This is a genomic window from Bradyrhizobium sp. (assembly GCF_035273305.1).
GTDB lineage: Bacteria > Pseudomonadota > Alphaproteobacteria > Rhizobiales > Xanthobacteraceae > Bradyrhizobium.
The window spans coordinates 1-19,969 of record NZ_DATEPI010000070.1 but is presented as its reverse complement, the minus strand read 5'-3'; the positions used below and the strand labels follow the sequence as shown (position 1 = coordinate 19,969).

The window sequence follows — 19,969 nt, the reverse complement described above, 5'->3', positions numbered from 1 at the left end:
GTGTCGATCCCATTTCGCTCCAGGAACGCTTTGACACTGACGATGTGTGCTTTCAGCGTGCCGCTTAGAGCGGTCGCCTGTTGAGCGATCGTTGTGCCACCGAGAAAGACCACGCCCGAGAGCAGACTCGCCAGCACCAGGCATACGATCGTCAATCGGAGCGCATGCGGTAATCTGACGACATGCCCCAGAATGGTCGTCATTGCGTTCAGGCCTACACCAAGCAGCATGCCGGCAAAGATCAGAAATAGGGTCGCGGCATAGTACCAGGTGAACAGCAGCAACGCGGCGAAACCAACCATGCCGATACCGCCGACCGATATCGCCCAAGCAAGATCATTCCGGCCTTGACGTTCAATCGAGACTGTCACCGTTGATACCTTCTCACGCCGTTGCTTCCAGCCTACTCTTTCGTCAATCTCGTTCAGGATCAAGCTTCGGAAATGTGCGGGTTTGACGCTGTCGTGCCGATTGTGCGAAGCGATCACGCACGGCAAGACGTGGGGCGGTTCGGATGAATTTCAGGTGGCTCGGCCCGGTGGCGCTATTGGCGGTGCTGTTCATTGGTGATCAGATCCGCATCTATCGGCCCGGTCACAAATACCGCGTTATCCTCGAGGTCGAAACGCCTGAGGGGTTGAAGACGGGATCGGGCGTGCTTTCGGTGCACCCCGATAGGGGGTACAGTCGTCACGGCCACACCACGACCCGCGGAGACGCGGTTTTCGTCGATCTTGGCGGCGGCAAGAATCTAGTTGCCTTGATGGCGCACCTCGACGGCACGATAGATCTGGACGGAATGAATTATCTGGCGTTGCGGGCCTACAAGGCGGCCGGCCGCAACGTCTCATTCAATGAGATGAGCCGAATGACCGGTACCGTGCCCGTGACCGGCGCCCTCATTCCGGTACTCGTCACCTTCGCTGATGTTCGGAACCCAACAACTATTCGGACGGCTGCCTCCGACGCGATGGCATCGGAGTTCGGCAACGGATTTCGTCTCCGAGACATTCATGTAGAGGTGGTGCCGAACGGGCTGTGGCCGCTCGACTTCGGCGGTCCGCTCGGTGAGCCCGTGACACGCGGCATAGCAGCGAAATTGCCCTGGCTGAACGGAGCTGAGAATTCATCGACGATCGCGATGCAGGCAGCCGGATTGCCGATGACCGACACTCTTGATGCCCGCGAAGCGTTCACGCGGAAATAGCATCTCCGGTTTGCCGCTGGAGATGTTGATCCGGGCGCGGCCCACGGGCATGATCTGGTAAAAGCTATGCGGCCTGAAATTGGACTGAGGGAATGAACAAGCCGGTAGTCGGCGTGATCGGGAACGCCTATCGGATCGAAAATCGTTTTGCGACGCAAATGGTCGGAGAACGCAATCTTCGTGCAGTGGCTGAGGTCGCCGGCGCATTGCCGCTGATGTTTGCGGGTGAACCGAGTATTACGGATATGCCCGCACTGCTCGATGTCGTCGACGGCGTGGTGCTGACGGGGGCTCGCGCCAATGTCCATCCAACCCGCTTTGGGACCGAGGCGGATCCCCGGCACGAACCATACGATATTCATCGCGACGATCTGGCGTTGGCTCTATCGGAAGCTTGCGTCGAGCGTGGCATCCCGCTGTTCGGCATTTGCCGAGGCTTGCAAGAGATGAACGTTGCGTTTGGCGGCTCGCTGCATCCGGAAATCCGGGAGCTGCCGGGGCGCATGAACCATCGGATGCCGCGCCTTGAGAACGGCGAAATCCATCCTGATCCGACCGTCATATTCGCTGACCGGCACGAGGTCGCGTTGATTCCGGGTGGCGCCTTTGCCCAGATCCTCGGATGCGAGACGATCCGGGTGAACTCCCTGCATGGCCAGGGCATCCTCAAACCGGGCGGCCGCGTTGTCGTCGAAGGGGTGGCGGAGGACGGCACGATCGAGGCGATCCGAATTGCCGACGCGCCCGGTTTTGCACTCGGTGTGCAGTGGCATGCTGAATACGATCCACAGCGCAATCCAATCAACCGCAAACTGTTTCAGGCATTCGGCGAAGCGCTCATGCAGCGCAAACGAAGCACGTAGGCAATTCACCGAAACGAAAAAGGCGCTCCGTCGGGAGCGCCTTTTCGATTCCGCGGCCTGAAGCGGGCTGCCGCTGCTTAAAAACTAAAGCGAATAGTACATCTCGAATTCGACCGGATGAGGTGTCATTTCGAACCGCTCGACTTCGGTCATCTTCAGTTCGATATAGCTGTCGATGAAGTCATCGTCGAAGACGCCGCCCTGCTTGAGGAAAGCGCGATCCTTGTCGAGATTCTCCAAAGCCTCTCGCAGCGAACCGCACACTGTCGGGATTGCCTTCAACTCTTCCTTGGGCAGATCGTAGAGATCCTTGTCCATCGCTGGCCCCGGATCGAGCTTGTTCTTGATGCCGTCGAGACCGGCCATCAACATCGCCGCGAAGCCGAGATAGGGATTGGCCATCGGATCAGGGAAACGTACCTCGACCCGCTTGGCCTTTGGATTTGAGGTGTACGGGATGCGGCAGGATGCCGAACGGTTACGCGCGGAGTAGGCGAGCAGCACCGGCGCTTCATAGCCGGGAACCAGCCGCTTGTAGGAGTTGGTTGAGGGATTGGTGAAGGCGTTAATCGCCTTTGCGTGCTTAATGATGCCGGCGATGTAAGACAGGCAGGTTTCCGAGAGGTCAGCGTATTTATTGCCGGCGAACACCGGTTTGCCACCCTTCCAGATCGACTGATGGCAGTGCATGCCCGAGCCGTTATCGCCGTAGACCGGCTTCGGCATGAAGGTTGCCGTCTTGCCGTAGATGTGCGCGACCTGATGAATGCAATATTTGTAGATCTGCATCTGGTCAGCCATCAGCGTCATGCTGTCGAACTTCATGCCGAGTTCGTGCTGGGCCGAGGCAACTTCGTGGTGATGCTTCTCGACCTTGACGCCCATCTTGGCCATTGCGCCAAGCATTTCCGAGCGCATGTCCTGCACCGAATCCTGTGGCGGCACCGGGAAGTAGCCGGCCTTGGTGCGGATGCGGTGACCTAGATTGCCGCCCTCATATTCAGTATCCGAGTTGATCGGTAATTCCACCGAGTCCAGCTTGAATCCGGTGTTGTAAGGCGTGGTCTGATAACGGACATCGTCGAAGACGAAGAACTCGGCTTCGGGTCCGAAGAAAACGGTATCGCCAACGCCCATCGATTTGACCATGGCCTCGGCCTTTTTGGCCATGCCGCGTGGATCGCGGTTGTAGGGCTCACCGGTGGTCGGCTCCAGCACGTCGCAGGTGATGACCATCGTGGTCTCGGCGAAGAACGGATCAATAATCGCGGTGACCGGGTCCGGCATCAGACACATGTCGGATTCATTGATCGCCTTCCAGCCGGCAATCGAGGAGCCGTCAAACATGACACCCTCGGCAAACGTGTCCTCTTCGATCATGCCAACGTCGAAAGTCACATGCTGCCACTTGCCGCGCGGATCGGTAAAACGCAGATCGACGTATTTAACGTCGTTGTCCTTGATCGATTTCAGGACATCTTTGGCGGTCTTCATGAATACCCCTTTTGGCTTACAGGTCGTCGTGATCTGGCCGCGGGCAGCGACCGTGGGTGAAGCTCATTACAATTCAGGCAAGGCCAATACAACATCAGACTAGCGGCAAACTCGGGTCAGATCGCATCCAGCCCTGATTCACCGGTCCTGATGCGAATGGCTCCCTCGACGTTGGACACGAAGATTTTGCCGTCGCCGATGCGCCCGGTCTGGGCCGCGCGTCTGATGGCGTCGATGGCGCGCTCGACCAGGTCATCACCGATTACAATCTCGATTTTCACCTTGGGCAGAAAGTCCACGATGTACTCTGCCCCGCGGTAGAGTTCGGCATGGCCTTTCTGCCGGCCGAACCCCTTTGCTTCAGTAACGGTGATGCCTTGGAGTCCAACTTCCTGGAGTGCTTCCTTTACCTCGTCGAGCTTGAATGGCTTGATGATGGCTTCAATTTTCTTCACTGAGCGCCTCCCGGGCGTTTGGGTATCCGATGGCAGATTTGCTTCGACATCGCGCTTCGCATGTTGTCCGATCGTTCGTAGATGCGCGGCCGAAGTCCGATTGAGCGGTTGAATGCGGTGCTGTGGAACCGACCTCGATAAAAGCAGGGTCTATGCCACAAGATCGCGGACACCTGCTTCAGGAGGGTTATCAGCTGTTTAGCAGGCATTCCGCGCGAGGTTTAGCAGATGGAAGCACGATACGGCAGCCCGCTAAATAGGCAAACTGACCAATGGCTATGCACTTTCCAAGCACTGGATTTCGCAATGCATGGGCAAATGCCTGAGAATAAGGCGGGCGGCAGCACGGATTTGGCATGGAAGTTTTGACCACCTCTGAAATGGAGCGCGCGGATCGGCTCACCATGGCCGCGGGAACGCCTGGGTTTGCGCTGATGCTGAGCGCGGGCCAGGCCGTCGCGGAAGCCGCGCTGGAGCTCGTCGCGGAGGGGCCGATCGTTGTGGCTGCCGGGTCCGGCAATAATGGCGGCGACGGCTTCGTCGCGGCGGCTGAACTGGCGGCGCGAGGCCGTGAGGTTTCAGTGATCTTGCTGGGCGACCGTGACAACCTGCAAGGAGACGCGGGCTCCGCGGCGAAGGGTTGGAAATATCCGGTATTGCCATTCAACCCCCAGGCGATCGGTAGACCTGGCCTAATTATCGATGCGTTGTTTGGTGCTGGCCTTAACCGGCCGGTGAGTGGCGAACCGCGCGATGTCATCGATGCGATCAACGCCAACGGTGCTCCGATTATTGCGGTGGACTTGCCGAGCGGGATCAACGGGACCACTGGCGCCGTTATGGGTGTCGCGGTGCGCGCCACCGAAACCATCACCTTCTTCCGGCGCAAGCCTGCGCATTTGCTGCTGCCCGGCCGCGTCCACTGCGGACGGGTGCGAGTTGCGGATATCGGGATTGATCCTCGGGTGCTAGAGGAAATTCAGCCACAGACTTTCGAAAACCTCCCGCAAAAATGGCGCCAATCGTTCCCGTTGCCACGCATCGATGGCCATAAATACTCTCGCGGCCATACGATCGTGATCTCGGGCGATGCCGTGACTACCGGCGCCGCGCGGATGTCCGCCCGTGGGTGTCTGCGCGCCGGAGCTGGCCTCGTCACGGTAGCCTCGCCCAGAGAGGCGGTGATCGTAAACGCCGCCGCGCTGACGTCCGTGATGGTTCGCCCGATCGATACCGCAATTGAGTTTGCCGAAATGTTGAGTGATAAGCGTCTCAACGCCTGCGTGATCGGGCCGGGCGCCGGTGTTGGCCCGCGCACCCGCGATTTTGTCCTTACGGCGCTATCGGCCAACCGCGGACTGGTGCTTGATGCGGATGCGCTGACCAGTTTCGCTGAAGCGCCTGATCGATTGTTCGAAGCAATTAAAGCATCACCCGAAGCGCAGGTGGTTCTCACGCCGCACGAGGGCGAGTTTCCCCGGCTGTTCAGCGATATCAGCAACAAACATCCATTTCGCTCCAAACTTGAACGGGTGCGCACCGCCGCGCAACGCAGCGGCGCGGTCGTCCTGCTGAAGGGGCCGGACACGGTAGTCGCCGCCCCGGCGGGGCGGGCCACCATCGCGGCCAATGCGCCGCCCTGGCTGGCCACCGGAGGGGCCGGTGACGTGCTGTCTGGCATCATCGGCGGGCTACTCGCGCAAGGCGTTCCGGCTTTCGAGGCGGCCTCGATCGGGGTCTGGATGCATGGTGAGGCGGCGCGCGAGGCCGGCCCCGGCTTGATCGCTGAGGACTTGCCGGAAGTACTCCCCGCCGTGTTTCGCCATCTGTATGACGAATTCGGGATCGACTACTGAGCCGGTTCCATCATTCCACGCTGTACCACCGCACGAGGCGGGGTGCCGCCCAGTCCGTCGCCACGCTCTCGATCAGCCAGGACCCTGCATGGTCAGCGGCGAAAGCGATCCTTTGCGTCTGGCCGGACTCGATCGCAATCGTGTCTAGCCAGTACGGCTTCCAGCCATCGTCAAACCGATCGAGCAGCCGGAAATGATGCCCATGCAGGTGAAAAATTGTTGGCTTTTCCCCCGGGTTGCTCAGCCCCAACACCACCGGACGGCCTAATTTGGCCCGGAAGGCTGGCGGGGCGGACAGCGCGACCTTTGCAGGCCTTATCCAACCGCTTTTCGCTCCCCCAAGGGTCACATCAAAGCGTTGGGCGCTTTTGAGGTCGAGTTTGCCTGGAAGGCCATTGGATGGCAGGGCAGGCGCCAAGGGCAGGGGTGTATCTCGAAGGGGCGATTGGTCTGCCACAACTAACTGGCCAATCGGGCGGGCTTCCTGGCCATTATGGAGCAGGATCGGCGTTGCGCCGGGCAAGGCACTAGCGTCCACGAAAGCATCCACCCGCCCTCCGGGAGGCAGCACCATAGCCCCATTGCGCGCCAAGAAAGGCTCGGCCGGTTCGCCGTCGAGGGCCATGACGCGAACTTCGAGGTCCTCAATTTTGAGGGCGATTACCGTGCGTTGGCACCCGTTAATGAAGCGAAACCGCAGCCGCTCGTGGGCGCGTGCCGTAACGTCACGGGTTAATCGACCGTTGACCGTGTAGAGCGGGGGAGCGCCGTTCGGCTCGATTCCCGGGGCGATAGGAGTGCCGTCAGGGCGCAACCGCCACTCCTCGATCAGAAACACCTCGTCACGGTCGACCGCCACCGGTTCGCTTTCCGCGACAATAAGCGGCAGCGCCGGCAAGGGCCGCGCCATGCCGTCCCCCAATAGCTGAAGGTCCCACAAGAAAGTGCCGGCCTGACGCAATGGAGTCACTTGGCTTTCTTTGGCGCCTGGCGGCAGTGGGGGCCGCACGAGAAGCGGTTCGGTCAGCCGCGCTCCATCTACCCCGCGCCAGTTCAGCACGGCTGGCACCGGCAGATTGTTCTGGATCGCAATTTCGAGCTCATCTCCTTTCATAAGCCGCACCGCCGGCTCTGGCGGCGAACTCCGGAGCACCCATATCGGGATTTCAGGTTGCCCGGAGCCGATGGCTATGGCGAGTTCCGTGGCTTCCAGAGCGACGCCGTTGCGCCCTCGGGCAGATGCCAGCCGCGGTGCGGATTGGCCGAGGGCCGTAGCGGCCAATCCCGCCAAGAGTTCGCGCCGGTCCAGTCCTGAAATCTTGTCTGGCATTGTTCGATCCGGACATTTTCCACTGGATATGTCCAGCTAGCACGGGTACCTGCGGGGCAGGTTTCGGGATGGCGTTTTTTTGCTGCGGAGAGGTGTGCCCATGTTATAAGCCCGCCGCCCGCGGCATCGCGGCCGGTGATGATGCAATTAGCGGGCGTGGCGGAATTGGTAGACGCGCTGGATTTAGGTTCCAGTGACGAAAGTTGTGGGGGTTCGAGTCCCTCCGCCCGCACCAAGCGCTGACGGCGTTGGCATGACGATTACTGGCGGATCTGTTTCGAAGGGGCACTCAGTCCGAAGAAGCGCATCTGCCGAACCACTGACGCAGGCTCCAACGTCGCGCGTCGACCAAATTGACAATGTGCGGGCTTTTGCTCGGACGAAAGCGGAAGAAGATTGACGCCATGCAGGTCACAGAAACCCTCGCCGAGGGATTGAAGCACGAATTCCAGATCAACGTTCCGGCATCGGACCTTGATGCCAAGGCGGATGCGCGTCTCGTGAACCTCAAGGACAAGGTCCGTCTGAACGGCTTTCGCCCCGGCAAAGTGCCGGTTAGTCATCTCAAGAAGGTGTATGGCCGCTCGGTGATGGCGGAGACCATTGATCAGACCATCCGCGAGACCAATTCTCAAATCTTTACGGAGCGTGGTTTCCGCCTGGCCACCGAGCCGAAGATTACCATGCCTACCGAGCAGAAGGCCGTTGAGGATATCCTCGCCGGAAAATCCGATCTCACCTACACGGTTTCGATCGAAGTGGTTCCTCCGATCCAGCTCGCGGACTTCAAGAGCTTTACGGTTGAAAAGCCGATCGCCGAGGTCACCGACGCGGATGTCGACGATGCTATCAAGCGGATCGCGGACCAGAACAGAGCTTATGCTGCGAAAGGCGAGGATGCCAAAGCTGAGTCCGGGGACCGCGTTACCATCTCGTTCAAGGGCACGATTAACGGCACCCCGTTCGAGGGAGGTGCCGGCGAAGGGATCCAGGTTACGATCGGCTCCAACACCTTTATTCCCGGCTTTGAGGAACAGCTCATCGGCATTGCGACGGGCGAAACCCGCAACTTGAAAGTCTCCTTTCCAAAGAATTATGCCAACGACAAGCTTGCCGGTCAGCCGGCGGAATTCGAAACGACGGCAACCCTGATCGAAGCTCCACAGGAAAGCAAAATCGATGACGAGTTCGCCAAGTCGCTGGGCTTGGAATCCCTTGATAAGCTGAAGGAAGCCGCGCGCCAGCGGCTGTCCGCCGAGTTTGCTGGCGCTACCCGGCAGCGGGTCAAGCGCATGCTGCTCGACCGCCTCGACGAATCCCATCGGTTCGAGGCACCGCCTTCACTCGTGGAGGAGGAATTCAAGCTGATGTGGAATTCAATCAAGGCCGAAATGGAATCCAGCGGCAAAACTTTTGCCGATGAAGACACGACGGAAGAAGCTGCCAAGGAAGAATACCACAAGATTGCCGACCGTCGGGTCCGGCTCGGCCTCGTTCTTTCCGAGATCGGTGAAAAGAACAAGATTACCGTCACCGACGACGAAGTCAGCCGCGCCGTGATTGAGCGCGCTCGGCAGATGCCTGGTCGCGAGAAGGAGGTTTGGGATTACTACCGCAACAACGCCAATGCGCTGGCCCAACTTCGTGCGCCGATCTACGAGGACAAGGTGGTCGATTTCATCCTTGAGCTTGCCAACGTCACCGAGAAAAAGGTCACCCGCGAAGACCTTTACAAGGACGATGAAACCGAGAAGAGCGCCGCCTGATCGCGCACGGCGCGGCGTTAAGGTTGAGAGCCGAAACGCGCGCGGCTGCGCATCCGTAAGCTATGCCCGGCCGCGCGAATCAGCTTCAACTGGCCAATCAGCACGCTTTCGACCTGCTCTTGTCAGCGGGAAATTGGCTCCATATCTGTGAACCCTGTCTTTAATTCCTGCATCACGGGACGTGCCTCCGCGCCCGGCAATAAGTGCTCGCCGATGGATGTTCGTCCGCCAACTTTGGGTGACTAATGCGCGATCCGATGGAAACTTACATGAACCTCGTGCCGATGGTGGTTGAGCAGACCAACCGCGGCGAACGCGCTTACGACATCTTCTCGCGCCTGTTGAAGGAGCGGATCATCTTCGTGACCGGTGTAGTTGAGGATGGGATGTCGACCCTCACCGTGGCGCAGCTCCTGTTTCTGGAAGCCGAGAATCCGAAGAAGGAAATCTCGATGTACATCAATTCGCCAGGCGGGGCGGTGACATCCGGCCTTGCGATTTACGACACCATGCAGTTCATCCGTCCGCCGGTCTCGACCCTGTGCACGGGGCAGGCAGCCTCGATGGGTTCGCTGCTTCTGGCCGCGGGCCACAAGGACATGCGATTCTCACTGCCGAATTCGCGCATCATGGTCCACCAGCCGTCTGGCGGCTTTCAGGGTCAGGCCACCGACATCATGCTGCATGCGCAGGAAATCCTGAATCTCAAGAAGCGGCTGAATGAGATCTACGTCAAACACACGGGGCAGACCTACAAGGCGATCGAGGATGCGCTGGAACGCGACAAGTTCCTTACGGCCGACATGGCCCGCGACTTCGGTATCGTCGATAAGGTGATCGACAAGCGCTTGGAAGATCCCGCCACTGCAAAGGCTCCGTGAAGCCCGACGGATCACAAACCGCGGTATAGGCGTTAACAGACCATTGCCATCGGCAATTCAAGTCGCTAGCGAGCCATATTATCGCCCTCGCGCCGGCAGGGTTCCGTTTCGCCTCACGCGGGCGTGGCAATCGCGCAACGCTCGGCTGATTTCGCGAGGTTCGGGCTCGTGCGAATGCCGCAAATCACGGTATTGTCACGAGAAGCGGATGTTGGGCTGATTAGCGAATTCTTGATAGTCGGGTGCGACCATGATTGGCTAGGCGAGGTCGGCTACGATGACAGGAGATTCGAGCCGCAGGGCATTTGGAGTGTTGGGTCTTTTTTGGTACGGAATTTGCTCTATTTAGACCTAGGCGCCGGTTCGTGCCGGAATAGGTCAACTGAGCGGATGAGATCGAACGGCGGACGGAGATAGGAATGAGCAAGGTCGGCACGAGCGACTCCAAGAATACGCTGTATTGCTCGTTCTGCGGCAAGAGCCAGCACGAAGTCCGCAAATTGATTGCGGGTCCGACCGTATTCATCTGCGATGAGTGCGTTGAGCTGTGCATGGATATCATCCGCGAGGAGAACAAATCCTCGCTCGTGAAGTCGCGCGACGGCATTCCGACCCCAAAGGAAATCTGCAAGGTCCTGGACGACTACGTCATTGGGCAGAGTCATGCCAAGAAAGTGCTCTCGGTCGCCGTCCACAATCACTACAAGCGGCTGAATCACCAGACCAAGCACAACGACGTCGAACTCGCGAAATCGAACATTCTGCTGATCGGCCCGACCGGTTCGGGCAAGACGCTACTGGCGCAGACTCTGGCGCGCATTCTCGACGTGCCGTTCACGATGGCGGATGCCACGACGCTCACCGAAGCCGGCTATGTCGGCGAAGATGTCGAGAATATCATCCTGAAGCTGCTGCAGTCGGCGGACTACAACGTCGAGCGCGCGCAGCGCGGTATCGTCTACATCGACGAAATCGACAAGATCAGCCGCAAGTCCGACAACCCCTCGATCACCCGGGATGTGTCCGGTGAGGGCGTCCAACAGGCACTCTTGAAAATCATGGAGGGCACCGTCGCATCCGTTCCTCCGCAGGGGGGGCGCAAGCATCCGCAGCAGGAGTTCCTGCAGGTCGACACCACCAACATTCTGTTCATCTGCGGTGGCGCATTTTCGGGACTGGAGAAAATCATCTCCGCGCGCGGGCGTTCGACCTCGATCGGCTTCGCCGCCCAGGTGTTGGCGCCGGAAGATCGCCGCACTGGCGAAATCTTCCGCCACGTCGAGCCCGAGGATCTCTTGAAGTACGGCCTGATCCCGGAGTTCGTCGGCCGCTTGCCAGTGGTAGCGACGCTAGAGGATCTCGATGAGGCTTCACTGAAGAAGATCCTGACCGATCCGAAGAACGCGCTTGTGAAGCAGTATCAGCGATTGTTCGAGATGGAGAATATCGAACTCACCTTCGCGGACGAAGCGCTTGGGGCTGTGTCTCGCAAAGCTATCGAGCGCAAAACAGGCGCGCGGGGGCTGCGTTCTATTCTCGAGAGCATCCTGCTCGAGACCATGTTCGATCTTCCCGGATTGGAAGGCGTCGAAGAGGTGGTTATCTCCCGCGAAGTGGTGGAGGGAACTGCTCGGCCGCTCTACATCTACGCCGATCGTTCCGACCGCGCCGTCGAGAGCAGCGCTAGCGCCTGAGGCGCGTGGCTGGCTCGGAGTTGAGGTGCGCAACAAGACAGCTGGCGACATTGTCGTCGGCAGTTTGCGTGTAAGATTGTCCCGTGCGTTCGGCCATGTTTTCCGGCCTTTTTCAACGCTTGACACCCCTGCGGTCCATAGCCACCTAATGCTCTTGGCGATGAAAGAACATCTGCAGATTCGTCGCAGTAAACGATCCGGATAGGTCGGCCATCTGCGGCCAATCACTCCCGGAATATCCCTGCACCTTGTGGCGGTTGCGCAATGGCGGACTGCGTCCAAGGGGGCACAACAAAAGGAATAGGCCATGACAATCCCAAAACCCCGGCCATCTATCGTGCACGGCGAAAGCCACTCCTACCCGGTGCTGCCGCTGCGCGACATCGTCGTTTTCCCGCACATGATCGTGCCCCTGTTCGTTGGCCGTGAGAAATCGATCCGCGCCCTCGAAGAAGTGATGAAGAACGACGCGCTGATCATGCTCGCGACGCAGAAGAACGCGTCGGACGACGATCCGACCCCGGACGCAATCTATGAGACCGGCACGCTAGCCAGCGTATTGCAGCTGCTGAAGCTTCCCGATGGCACTGTAAAGGTGCTGGTGGAAGGCCTCGAGCGCGCGCGTGTGCAAAAGTACACTGCGCGGTCGGAATATTACGAGGCGACCGCAATCGCGCTTTCGGACACCGACGCCAAATCGGTTGAGGCCGAGGCGCTCGCGCGTTCCGTGGTTTCCGATTTCGAGAGCTACGTCAAACTGAACAAGAAGATTTCCGCCGAAGTCGTCGGCGTCGTGCAGGCGATTACCGATTTCGCCAAGCTCGGCGACACCGTTGCCTCTCATCTCGCGGTCAAGATCGCCGATCGTCAGGCAATCCTGGAGACGCTGTCCGTGACCGCGCGCCTCGAGAAGGTGCTCGGGCTGATGGAGAGTGAGATTTCGGTGCTGCAGGTCGAGAAGCGCATCCGTTCGCGCGTCAAGCGCCAGATGGAAAAGACGCAGCGCGAATATTACCTTAATGAGCAGATGAAGGCGATCCAGAAGGAGCTCGGCGACGACGAAGGTCGCGACGAGCTTGCTGACCTGGAAGAGAAGATTGCTAAAACCAAGCTTTCGAAGGAGGCCCGCGAGAAGGCGCAGCACGAGCTCAAGAAGCTGCGTCAGATGTCGCCGATGTCCGCGGAAGCAACGGTCGTGCGCAACTATCTCGATTGGCTGCTCTCGATTCCGTGGAATAAGAAATCCAAGGTCAAGAAGGATTTGGTCGCGGCTCAGACGACCCTGGACAACGACCACTACGGGTTGGAGAAGGTCAAGGATCGCATCGTGGAGTATCTGGCGGTGCAGTCGCGTGCAAATAAGCTGACTGGGCCGATCCTGTGTCTCGTCGGTCCTCCGGGCGTCGGCAAGACCTCGCTCGGTAAGTCGATCGCGAGAGCAACGGGACGCGAATTCGTGCGCGTTTCGCTCGGAGGCGTGCGCGATGAAGCGGAAATCCGTGGACACCGACGGACCTATATCGGGTCGATGCCCGGCAAGATTATCCAGTCCATGCGCAAGGCAAAGACATCGAATCCGCTGTTCCTGCTGGACGAGATCGACAAGATGGGCGCCGACTTCCGGGGCGATCCGTCATCGGCCCTGCTTGAGGTGCTGGACCCTGAGCAGAATTCGACGTTCAACGACCACTATCTCGAGGTGGACTACGATTTGTCAAACGTGATGTTCATCACCACGGCGAACACCCTGAATATTCCTGGTCCGCTGATGGATCGTATGGAGATCATCCGGATCGCGGGTTACACCGAGAACGAGAAGGTCGAGATCGCGCGCAAGCATCTCATCCCTAACGCGATCTCCAAGCATGGGCTAGACCCGAAGGAGTGGTCGATCGATGATGACGCGCTGTTGCTGATGATCCGGCGCTACACTCGCGAAGCCGGGGTACGCAACCTCGAACGTGAGCTTTCGACGCTTGCCCGCAAGGCGGTGAAGGAGCTGATGATCTCGAAGAAGAAATCGGTGAAGGTCGGCGAGAAGTCGCTCGAAGAATTCCTCGGTGTTCCGAAATATCGCTATGGCGAGATCGAGACCGACGATCAGGTGGGCATTGTCACTGGCCTGGCCTGGACCGATGTCGGCGGCGAGTTGCTCACGATTGAAGGCGTCATGATGCCTGGCAAGGGCAAGATGACGGTCACGGGCAATTTGCGTGACGTGATGAAGGAGTCGATTTCCGCGGCGGCGTCCTATGTCCGCTCGCGCGCGGTAGGCTTCGGCATCGAGCCGCCATTGTTCGACAGGCGCGATATTCACGTCCACGTGCCCGAAGGGGCCACCCCCAAGGACGGCCCGTCGGCCGGCGTTGCGATGGCTACCGCGATCGTCTCCGTGATGACGGGCATCCCGATCAGGCATGATGTCGCCATGACTGGCGAGATCACCCTGCGCGGTCGGGTGCTGCCGATCGGCGGCTTGAAGGAGAAGCTGCTGGCGGCTGCGCGGGGCGGCATCAAGACGGTGCTCATCCCGGAAGACAATGCCAAGGATCTCACGGAAATTTCCGATGCGATCAAGGGCGGAATGACCATCCTTCCGGTAGCACGGCTCGATGATGTCGTCTCCAAGGCCCTGGTAAGGCCCCCAGTACCGATCGTCTGGGAGGAGGACACCAAGGTGCCGGTGAAGCCCGAGGCCGGCGACGAGGCCGCCGGCGGTTTGACAGCGCATTAGAGCGTTTTCGAGCGAAGCGGCGCCGGTTCGCGTGAAGAAAACGCCGTCGGAAGAATAAGCTGGAGCCCGGTTCTGATTCAATCAGAGCCGGGCTCCAGAGTTTACGATGGTTTGCGAGAGGCGACGTCCTGACCGGGGCGCCGCCTTTTGATTGCCACAGCGGCTTGCGCGCGATGGCGTCGCGGCGCTAAACAGAAGGTTCAGGGGGCGGTTAGCTCAGAGGTAGAGCGCCTGCTTTACACGCAGGATGTCGGCGGTTCGATCCCGTCACCGCCTACCAGCATGGGCGCTGCTTCCGCAAGCGACAGGTTTTCGCGAGAGCCATTACGCCCTCCTAGTCGCGACGTGCTCCCAAGAAATAGGTCAGCATCGCCCCTTTTCCCCGCACTTCAACCGGCCCGCGCAGTTCGCAATGAAATTTGTCGCGGATGCGCTGATATGTTTGCTGCGATATTTGAATACGATCGGGCAGTCCGGATGTCTCCAAGCGGCTGGCCGTATTTACGGTATCTCCCCAAACGTCATAGATGAAACGATGCTGACCGATGATCCCGGCTACGACCTCGCCCGAATGAATGCCGATGCGGGCCTGAAGATTCTCGCCGAACTCAAGTCCGATCTGGTGCACGGCATCGATCATGCCTAGCGCCATGTCGGCTACGGCAACAGCATGGTCGGGTGTTTCCTCCGGCAGCCCGCCCGCGACCATGTAGGCATCGCCGATCGTTTTGATCTTTTCGAGCCGCAGTTGCTTTGCCAACGCATCGAATGAAGAAAACAGATTGTTCAAAATCTCGATGATCTGCCCGGGCGACAATTTGCTGGCAAGATTTGTAAAGCCGACAAGATCCGAGAACAAAATAGTAGCGTCGGGAAAGCGATCGGCGATCCCCACTTCCCCTTGACGCATCCGCTCGACGATCCCCGCAGGCAAGATATTCAATAACAATGCGTCCGACTTGCTCTTCTCGGCCTGCAGTTCAAGCGTGAACGCGTGATCGCGGTCGCGGAGCCGCTTCCTCTCCAGTGTCGCATCAATCCGTGCAGCGAGGAGCACCGGATCGAAAGGCTTGGGAATGTAGTCTTCGGCGCCGGCTTCAATGCAACGAACAATGCTATCGATTTCATCAAGCGCCGAAATCATGATCACAGGGATGTGGCGGATGGCCGGATCTTCCTTCAACCGGCGCAGTACATCGAACCCATTGATATCCGGCATCATCAAGTCAAGTAGCACCAGGTCGAACTCGGTTTTATCTAGCAGATCCAGGGCCGAGTGGCCGTCGTTTGCCATCGTGACGAAATGGCCATCGCGACTCAGCCTGCGTGAAAGAAGCTCCCGATTGGCTTCCATATCGTCGACAACAAGGATCCGGCTGGAGATGCTCTGATCGCGTCGGGCGTTTGGTGTGATCGGCTGAATTGAGCGCATCACCTGGTCGATGACACTGCGGGAAGGCATGGCAATAAGCGGCGCCTCTGCCGATTCATCTCCAGCACCCGCCAGGCCGACGAGATTGTCGATTTGTCCGAGCAGTTGCTCGGCGGCACTCAGCAGCTTTCCCGTGTCGGCAATCAGGTCCTTTTGACCGCTTTCGCGCGCCGCCTCAATAATCAATTCGCTGTAGCCTTTGATGGCATTTAGCGGGGTGCGCAAATCATGCCGGAGCTTGGCCTTGACCGTGTCAGTGTCGCCGATGGCGTCCAATGAGCCCTGGGTAGCCAGATCGACCAATTGACTGACTTGGCCTTGAAGCAGCAGTCCGGCCGAATGGATGCGGCCCAGATCGGATGCCAGCAGATCGTCTCCAATCCGGCGCGCATCCTCGATCATGATTTCGGTCAGGCCGATGATCGTTGCAACCGGAGCCCCGAACTCCTGGCGCGCGAAGGCGGCAAGGGCACGTTCGAGGCGCTGGCCCGGTTCCTTCATGGCGCTAAGCTATCCTCGTGCGCGGACGAGAAGAGCTTCGATCTTTTCCAGCAAGCGCGGCATCTCAATGGGTTTTGTGTCATAGTCGTCGCACCCGGCGTTTAGCGCCTTTTCGCGATCTCCCGACATGGCATGCGCTGTCAGCGCAATGACCGGAATATGCGCGGTGATCTCGGTAGTCTTCATCAGCCGCGTCGCTTCCCATCCATCGATAACTGGCAAGCTCATATCCATCAGGATCAAATCCGGGTGCTCGCTCTTAGCCATGGAGACGGCTTCGCCGCCATCGACGGCCATGACGACATCAAAGCCCTTGCGAGCGAGACGACGCGAGAGCATGTCGCGATTCATCTCGTTGTCCTCGACCAGTAAGATCTTTGTCATTCATTCACCAGTGATCGAGAAACTAGGTTTGCGCATTGTCTGGGCGGCGTTTCCCACGTTGGCCCACCGCTTTCCTGATCGCGTCAGCAACATCGGTGTCCATTGAAGCGCCTTTTCTGATGACGATACGGGTCCGGCCGGCGAGAAGGGCGCGCTCTGCCGCCGTCAGCTGCTTGGCAGTGATAACGACTACCGGTATGTGGCGCCAGTCGGGCCGACGATTAAATGTGTCCAGGAATTCGAACCCGTCCATCTCCGGCATCATCAGATCCAACAGAATTAACGCAGGGGCTGAATTTTCCGCGAGCCAAGTGAGAGCAAGACGACCATTTGTCACTTCAGCGACGGTGAGTCCCAGCTTTTCGACGGTATGACGAACCGTTTCGCGCGTGGCCAGATCGTCCTCGACCACTAAAATCGGCCCATCGCGCGAGAGGAGCTGGCGGAGCAGCGCGGTAAGCTGGCCACGATCGACTGGTTTGGTCATTACCTCGGCCGCTCCAAGCGACAGGCCTATGCCACGGTCGGGTGCCACTGTGACCATAACGACGGGGATGTCGCGAAGCACAGGATCGGCTTTGAGAGCTCCCAGTACGGTCCAGCCATCTTTTTTGGGCATTAAAACGTCTAGAGTTATGGCATCGGGGCGCAGCTTGCGAGCAAGCTCCAGCGCCTCGTCGCCACCGCGCGCCTGAACGGTGCGATAGCCTTCCCGCCCCAAATTCGTGGTCAGAAGGTCGCGCGCGGCGGGGTCATCATCCACCACCAGCACAGTGACGGTTGAACCCGCCGAGGTGCTACGAGGGGCTTCTAGAGCCGATTCTACCGGTTTCAACGATTCCGGTTCAGCTGCCTGATCGGGAAGAACGATCGTAAAGCTTGAGCCAACGCCTGGTTGGCTCGCAACGGAAATATCGCCGCCGAGCAACCTGCAGAAATGACGTGTGATCGCGAGCCCAAGGCCGGTGCCGCCAAATTTTTTGGTGGTCGAAGCGTCAGCCTGGCTGAATGCCTGGAACAAACGCCCGATCTGATCCTCATTCATACCGATCCCGGTATCGGAGATTACAATCTCGATCTTAGGACCATCCGTTTCGAACCGCCTCACTTGAACCGTGAGCTTGCCGTCCTGGGTAAATTTGCTGGCATTGCTTAGAACGTTCAGAAGGCATTGTTTCAGCTTTGTTCGGTCACTGCGCATCTTTCCAACGTGATCGGCCAGACGCACCTCCAGCTCGTTACCGTTCTTTGCGACCAACGGCGCGATGATCGATTTCACTTCGTCCAGCAGGGACGAAAGATCGATCTCCTCAATAAACACGTCCATCTTACCGGCCTCAACCTTCGAGAGGTCGAGAATGTCATTGATCAATCCCAGTAGATGACGGCCAGCTCCTTCGATTTTCTTCAAGTCGGGGACGAGCTGCTCTTGCCCGTTATCGACAGCATCTTCCTGTAAAATTTCGCTGTAGCCGATGATCGCGTTAAGCGGTGTCCGCAACTCGTGACTCATGTTGGCGAGGAATTGGCTCTTGGTCCGATTGGCCACTTCCGACAGCTCTCTCGCCTCTTCGAGCTCGAGATTCTGCGTTCGAAGTTCGGTAATGTCGGAGTAGACGGCTACCGTACCTCCGCCCTGAATACGGCGCTCGCTGATGCGGACGAAGCGGCCGCCGTATCGGTATTCAGCAAATCCGCCCGAATGCTGATGCCGCGCTCGCCGCTCCGCAAGCCACTCCTCCGGGGTCTGCCTGCCGAGGTCCACCAGCGAACGCGAGACCACCGCATTCAGCACCTCATCGAACTTGGTGCCCGGTTTGATTAAGTCAGCCAACCCCGGGTAGATAGCCCGGAACTGATCATTGAACAGGACCATGCGGTCCTCGGCATCGTAAAGCACGAAGCCTTCGGAGATTGTGGCGATCGCGGCCGCTATGGTTTTGCGCTGCGCCTCGGCTTCAGCAGCAAAGCGGTCACGTTCCTTGAGACTGTCGCGGAACAGACCAAGGGTGTGCGCCATCGTGCCGATTTCGTCAGGGCTGGCCGGAGGGATTGAAACCGCAAGGTTGCCAGCGCTTAGCCCGTCTATGGCTCCGATAAGTTGTCGCATCGGAATTGCAATCGAACGCAGAATGACGAACGTAAGGAGCACACCAAGCGCCACGATCAGCAGATCAGCGGCTAATGTTCTCCGCGTGGCAGTGGTTACGTTTTCAACGATCTGATTGCGTTCGGCGGTCAGTTCTTCCCTCAACTCCTTATTGAGGGAGCCAAGCAATTCATCGACTTTAACGCTGTGATCGCGCGCCTGGGCTAACTTTGAGTTGCCGAGCACACGTTGGTCGTTGGTATATCTATCGACAGCTTCGTTGGCGCTATTTTCGAATTCATTTCGTTCGGCGCGAACAGCCGCGACCAGCTTGGGCTTCCGCAACGCAAGCTGTTCGAGATAATCGTCCATGCGGGCTCGGGCTGCCGCAGCGTTGGTCTCCGACGGAGTGAGCAAACTGACGGCGAGATCGGTGAGCCAATAACGCATCTCACCGAAGGCGATACGGGCGTTGTTGGCGGATTCGATAATGCTGCTTAGTTCGGTTTCGTGGGCGACCGCGGCCGAGCTGTTGGCTAGCTTATTGGTGAGATATAGATTTGTGGCAATTAGCATGCACAGCAACGCACCTGATAAAATGATGAGGCGCGCGCGGATGGTGAGACGAGACATCACTCTATTTCATAGCGTCCGGAAGAACCATTGTCGTACTTTCAGCCTGAGTTGGTCCTACTGGGAATTGAGAAGTAAGCAGCGATATGTGCGGCACTATTTGAATAGGCTCACGCTTATGACTGCGCCCAGATCGCCTTCCTTGCCACCTTCCTTTGGATAATGCGTGATGTCGGTTTCACCTTTGGGGGAGCCGTGACAGCTAAGACATGATGGCACGTAATATTCAGGCATCATCATGCGGTAGGCGGGCCGGCCTTTGGTGGTCGCATCAGCCGCATAGGCTTGCCCGCGAGGCCAATTCGCCTGCAGCAATTTACTGCGCATGACGTCAGCTTCCCATTGGTCGGGCCGCGCTTTCCGGTTGCGGACAAGCTGCTCGGGAGCCGTCACCTTGATTTCGGCTTGGTCTTTCGCGCGAGTCTCGAACGCTTCATTTACCAGTCGCGCAAACACCGCGGGAATGAAGGCCTTGAATCCCACCCCCTTGGCATTGATGGTTCCTTGATTCGCATCTGTGGCGTCCACGATCGCGTCCATCTGGGCGCGCAGGAGCTTGCCAAGGCGCGAGGACGGATCAATGGTGGCCGGATCCGTTCCGGTGGTCTTCTTGAATATTTCGATCGCCTGCTCCAGCACCACGTGACCGG

The 19,969-nt window shown here is 58.7% G+C and carries 14 protein-coding genes, 2 tRNA genes and 1 pseudogene; 9 read left to right on the top strand and 8 right to left on the bottom strand.

What is annotated here, in order from left to right; genetic code table 11:
* Positions 1-302 (bottom strand): annotated as a pseudogene (locus VJV58_RS04690) (AI-2E family transporter); the annotation flags it as partial.
* 212 nt (positions 303-514) lie between these two features.
* Here VJV58_RS04690 and VJV58_RS04685 point away from each other — a divergent pair.
* Positions 515-1,207, top strand: a complete 693-nt coding sequence (locus tag VJV58_RS04685; protein WP_324136178.1) for a hypothetical protein — start codon at positions 515-517, stop codon at positions 1,205-1,207.
* A 92-nt stretch (positions 1,208-1,299) separates the two neighbouring features.
* The gene (locus VJV58_RS04680; RefSeq protein WP_324136177.1) at positions 1,300-2,070 is read left to right on the top strand and encodes a gamma-glutamyl-gamma-aminobutyrate hydrolase family protein; all 771 of its coding nucleotides are present in this window, start codon (positions 1,300-1,302) and stop codon (positions 2,068-2,070) included.
* Between the two features lie 84 nt (positions 2,071-2,154).
* Here the strand turns inward: VJV58_RS04680 and glnA are convergent, their stop codons facing one another.
* Both glnA and VJV58_RS04670 read right to left on the bottom strand, forming a co-directional pair.
* On the bottom strand, positions 2,155-3,564 hold the full coding sequence (gene glnA, locus VJV58_RS04675) for a type I glutamate--ammonia ligase (RefSeq protein ID WP_324136176.1): 1,410 nt from the start codon (positions 3,562-3,564) through the stop codon (positions 2,155-2,157).
* Between the two features lie 116 nt (positions 3,565-3,680).
* Positions 3,681-4,019, bottom strand: coding sequence for a P-II family nitrogen regulator (locus VJV58_RS04670; RefSeq protein ID WP_324136175.1), 339 nt, complete (start codon positions 4,017-4,019; stop codon positions 3,681-3,683).
* A gap of 356 nt (positions 4,020-4,375) precedes the next feature.
* Between VJV58_RS04670 and VJV58_RS04665 the strand changes: the two genes are divergently transcribed.
* Positions 4,376-5,875, top strand: coding sequence for an NAD(P)H-hydrate dehydratase (locus VJV58_RS04665; RefSeq protein WP_324136174.1), 1,500 nt, complete (start codon positions 4,376-4,378; stop codon positions 5,873-5,875).
* A 10-nt stretch (positions 5,876-5,885) separates the two neighbouring features.
* Here the strand turns inward: VJV58_RS04665 and VJV58_RS04660 are convergent, their stop codons facing one another.
* Positions 5,886-7,205: a multicopper oxidase family protein gene (locus VJV58_RS04660; protein WP_324136173.1), complete on the bottom strand. Its 1,320-nt coding sequence runs from the start codon at positions 7,203-7,205 to the stop codon at positions 5,886-5,888.
* A gap of 150 nt (positions 7,206-7,355) precedes the next feature.
* Here VJV58_RS04660 and VJV58_RS04655 point away from each other — a divergent pair.
* The 6 genes from VJV58_RS04655 to VJV58_RS04630 all read left to right on the top strand — a co-directional run bounded on the left by VJV58_RS04655 (position 7,356) and on the right by VJV58_RS04630 (position 14,560).
* Positions 7,356-7,440, top strand: a tRNA-Leu gene (locus tag VJV58_RS04655).
* A gap of 169 nt (positions 7,441-7,609) precedes the next feature.
* On the top strand, positions 7,610-8,971 hold the full coding sequence (gene tig, locus VJV58_RS04650) for a trigger factor (protein ID WP_324136172.1): 1,362 nt from the start codon (positions 7,610-7,612) through the stop codon (positions 8,969-8,971).
* Positions 8,972-9,216: 245 nt separating this feature from the next.
* Positions 9,217-9,852, top strand: a complete 636-nt coding sequence (locus VJV58_RS04645) for an ATP-dependent Clp protease proteolytic subunit (RefSeq protein WP_324136171.1) — start codon at positions 9,217-9,219, stop codon at positions 9,850-9,852.
* Positions 9,853-10,271: 419 nt separating this feature from the next.
* Positions 10,272-11,546: an ATP-dependent Clp protease ATP-binding subunit ClpX gene (gene clpX / locus VJV58_RS04640; protein ID WP_324136170.1), complete on the top strand. Its 1,275-nt coding sequence runs from the start codon at positions 10,272-10,274 to the stop codon at positions 11,544-11,546.
* 307 nt (positions 11,547-11,853) lie between these two features.
* Complete coding sequence (lon, locus tag VJV58_RS04635; RefSeq protein ID WP_324136169.1) at positions 11,854-14,280, top strand: endopeptidase La; 2,427 nt, start codon at positions 11,854-11,856, stop codon at positions 14,278-14,280.
* A gap of 205 nt (positions 14,281-14,485) precedes the next feature.
* A tRNA-Val gene (locus VJV58_RS04630) sits at positions 14,486-14,560 on the top strand.
* A gap of 54 nt (positions 14,561-14,614) precedes the next feature.
* On the opposite strand, the gene VJV58_RS04625 is transcribed toward VJV58_RS04630, so the two are convergent.
* The 4 genes from VJV58_RS04625 to VJV58_RS04610 all read right to left on the bottom strand — a co-directional run.
* The gene (locus VJV58_RS04625; RefSeq protein WP_324136168.1) at positions 14,615-16,213 is read right to left on the bottom strand and encodes an adenylate/guanylate cyclase domain-containing protein; all 1,599 of its coding nucleotides are present in this window, start codon (positions 16,211-16,213) and stop codon (positions 14,615-14,617) included.
* Between the two features lie 9 nt (positions 16,214-16,222).
* Positions 16,223-16,597, bottom strand: a complete 375-nt coding sequence (locus VJV58_RS04620; protein WP_324136167.1) for a response regulator — start codon at positions 16,595-16,597, stop codon at positions 16,223-16,225.
* 22 nt (positions 16,598-16,619) lie between these two features.
* Complete coding sequence (locus tag VJV58_RS04615; RefSeq protein ID WP_324136166.1) at positions 16,620-19,319, bottom strand: response regulator; 2,700 nt, start codon at positions 19,317-19,319, stop codon at positions 16,620-16,622.
* A 96-nt stretch (positions 19,320-19,415) separates the two neighbouring features.
* Positions 19,416-19,969, bottom strand: a 554-nt coding sequence (locus VJV58_RS04610) for a DUF3365 domain-containing protein (RefSeq protein ID WP_324136165.1), incomplete at its 5' end; no start/stop codon positions are given.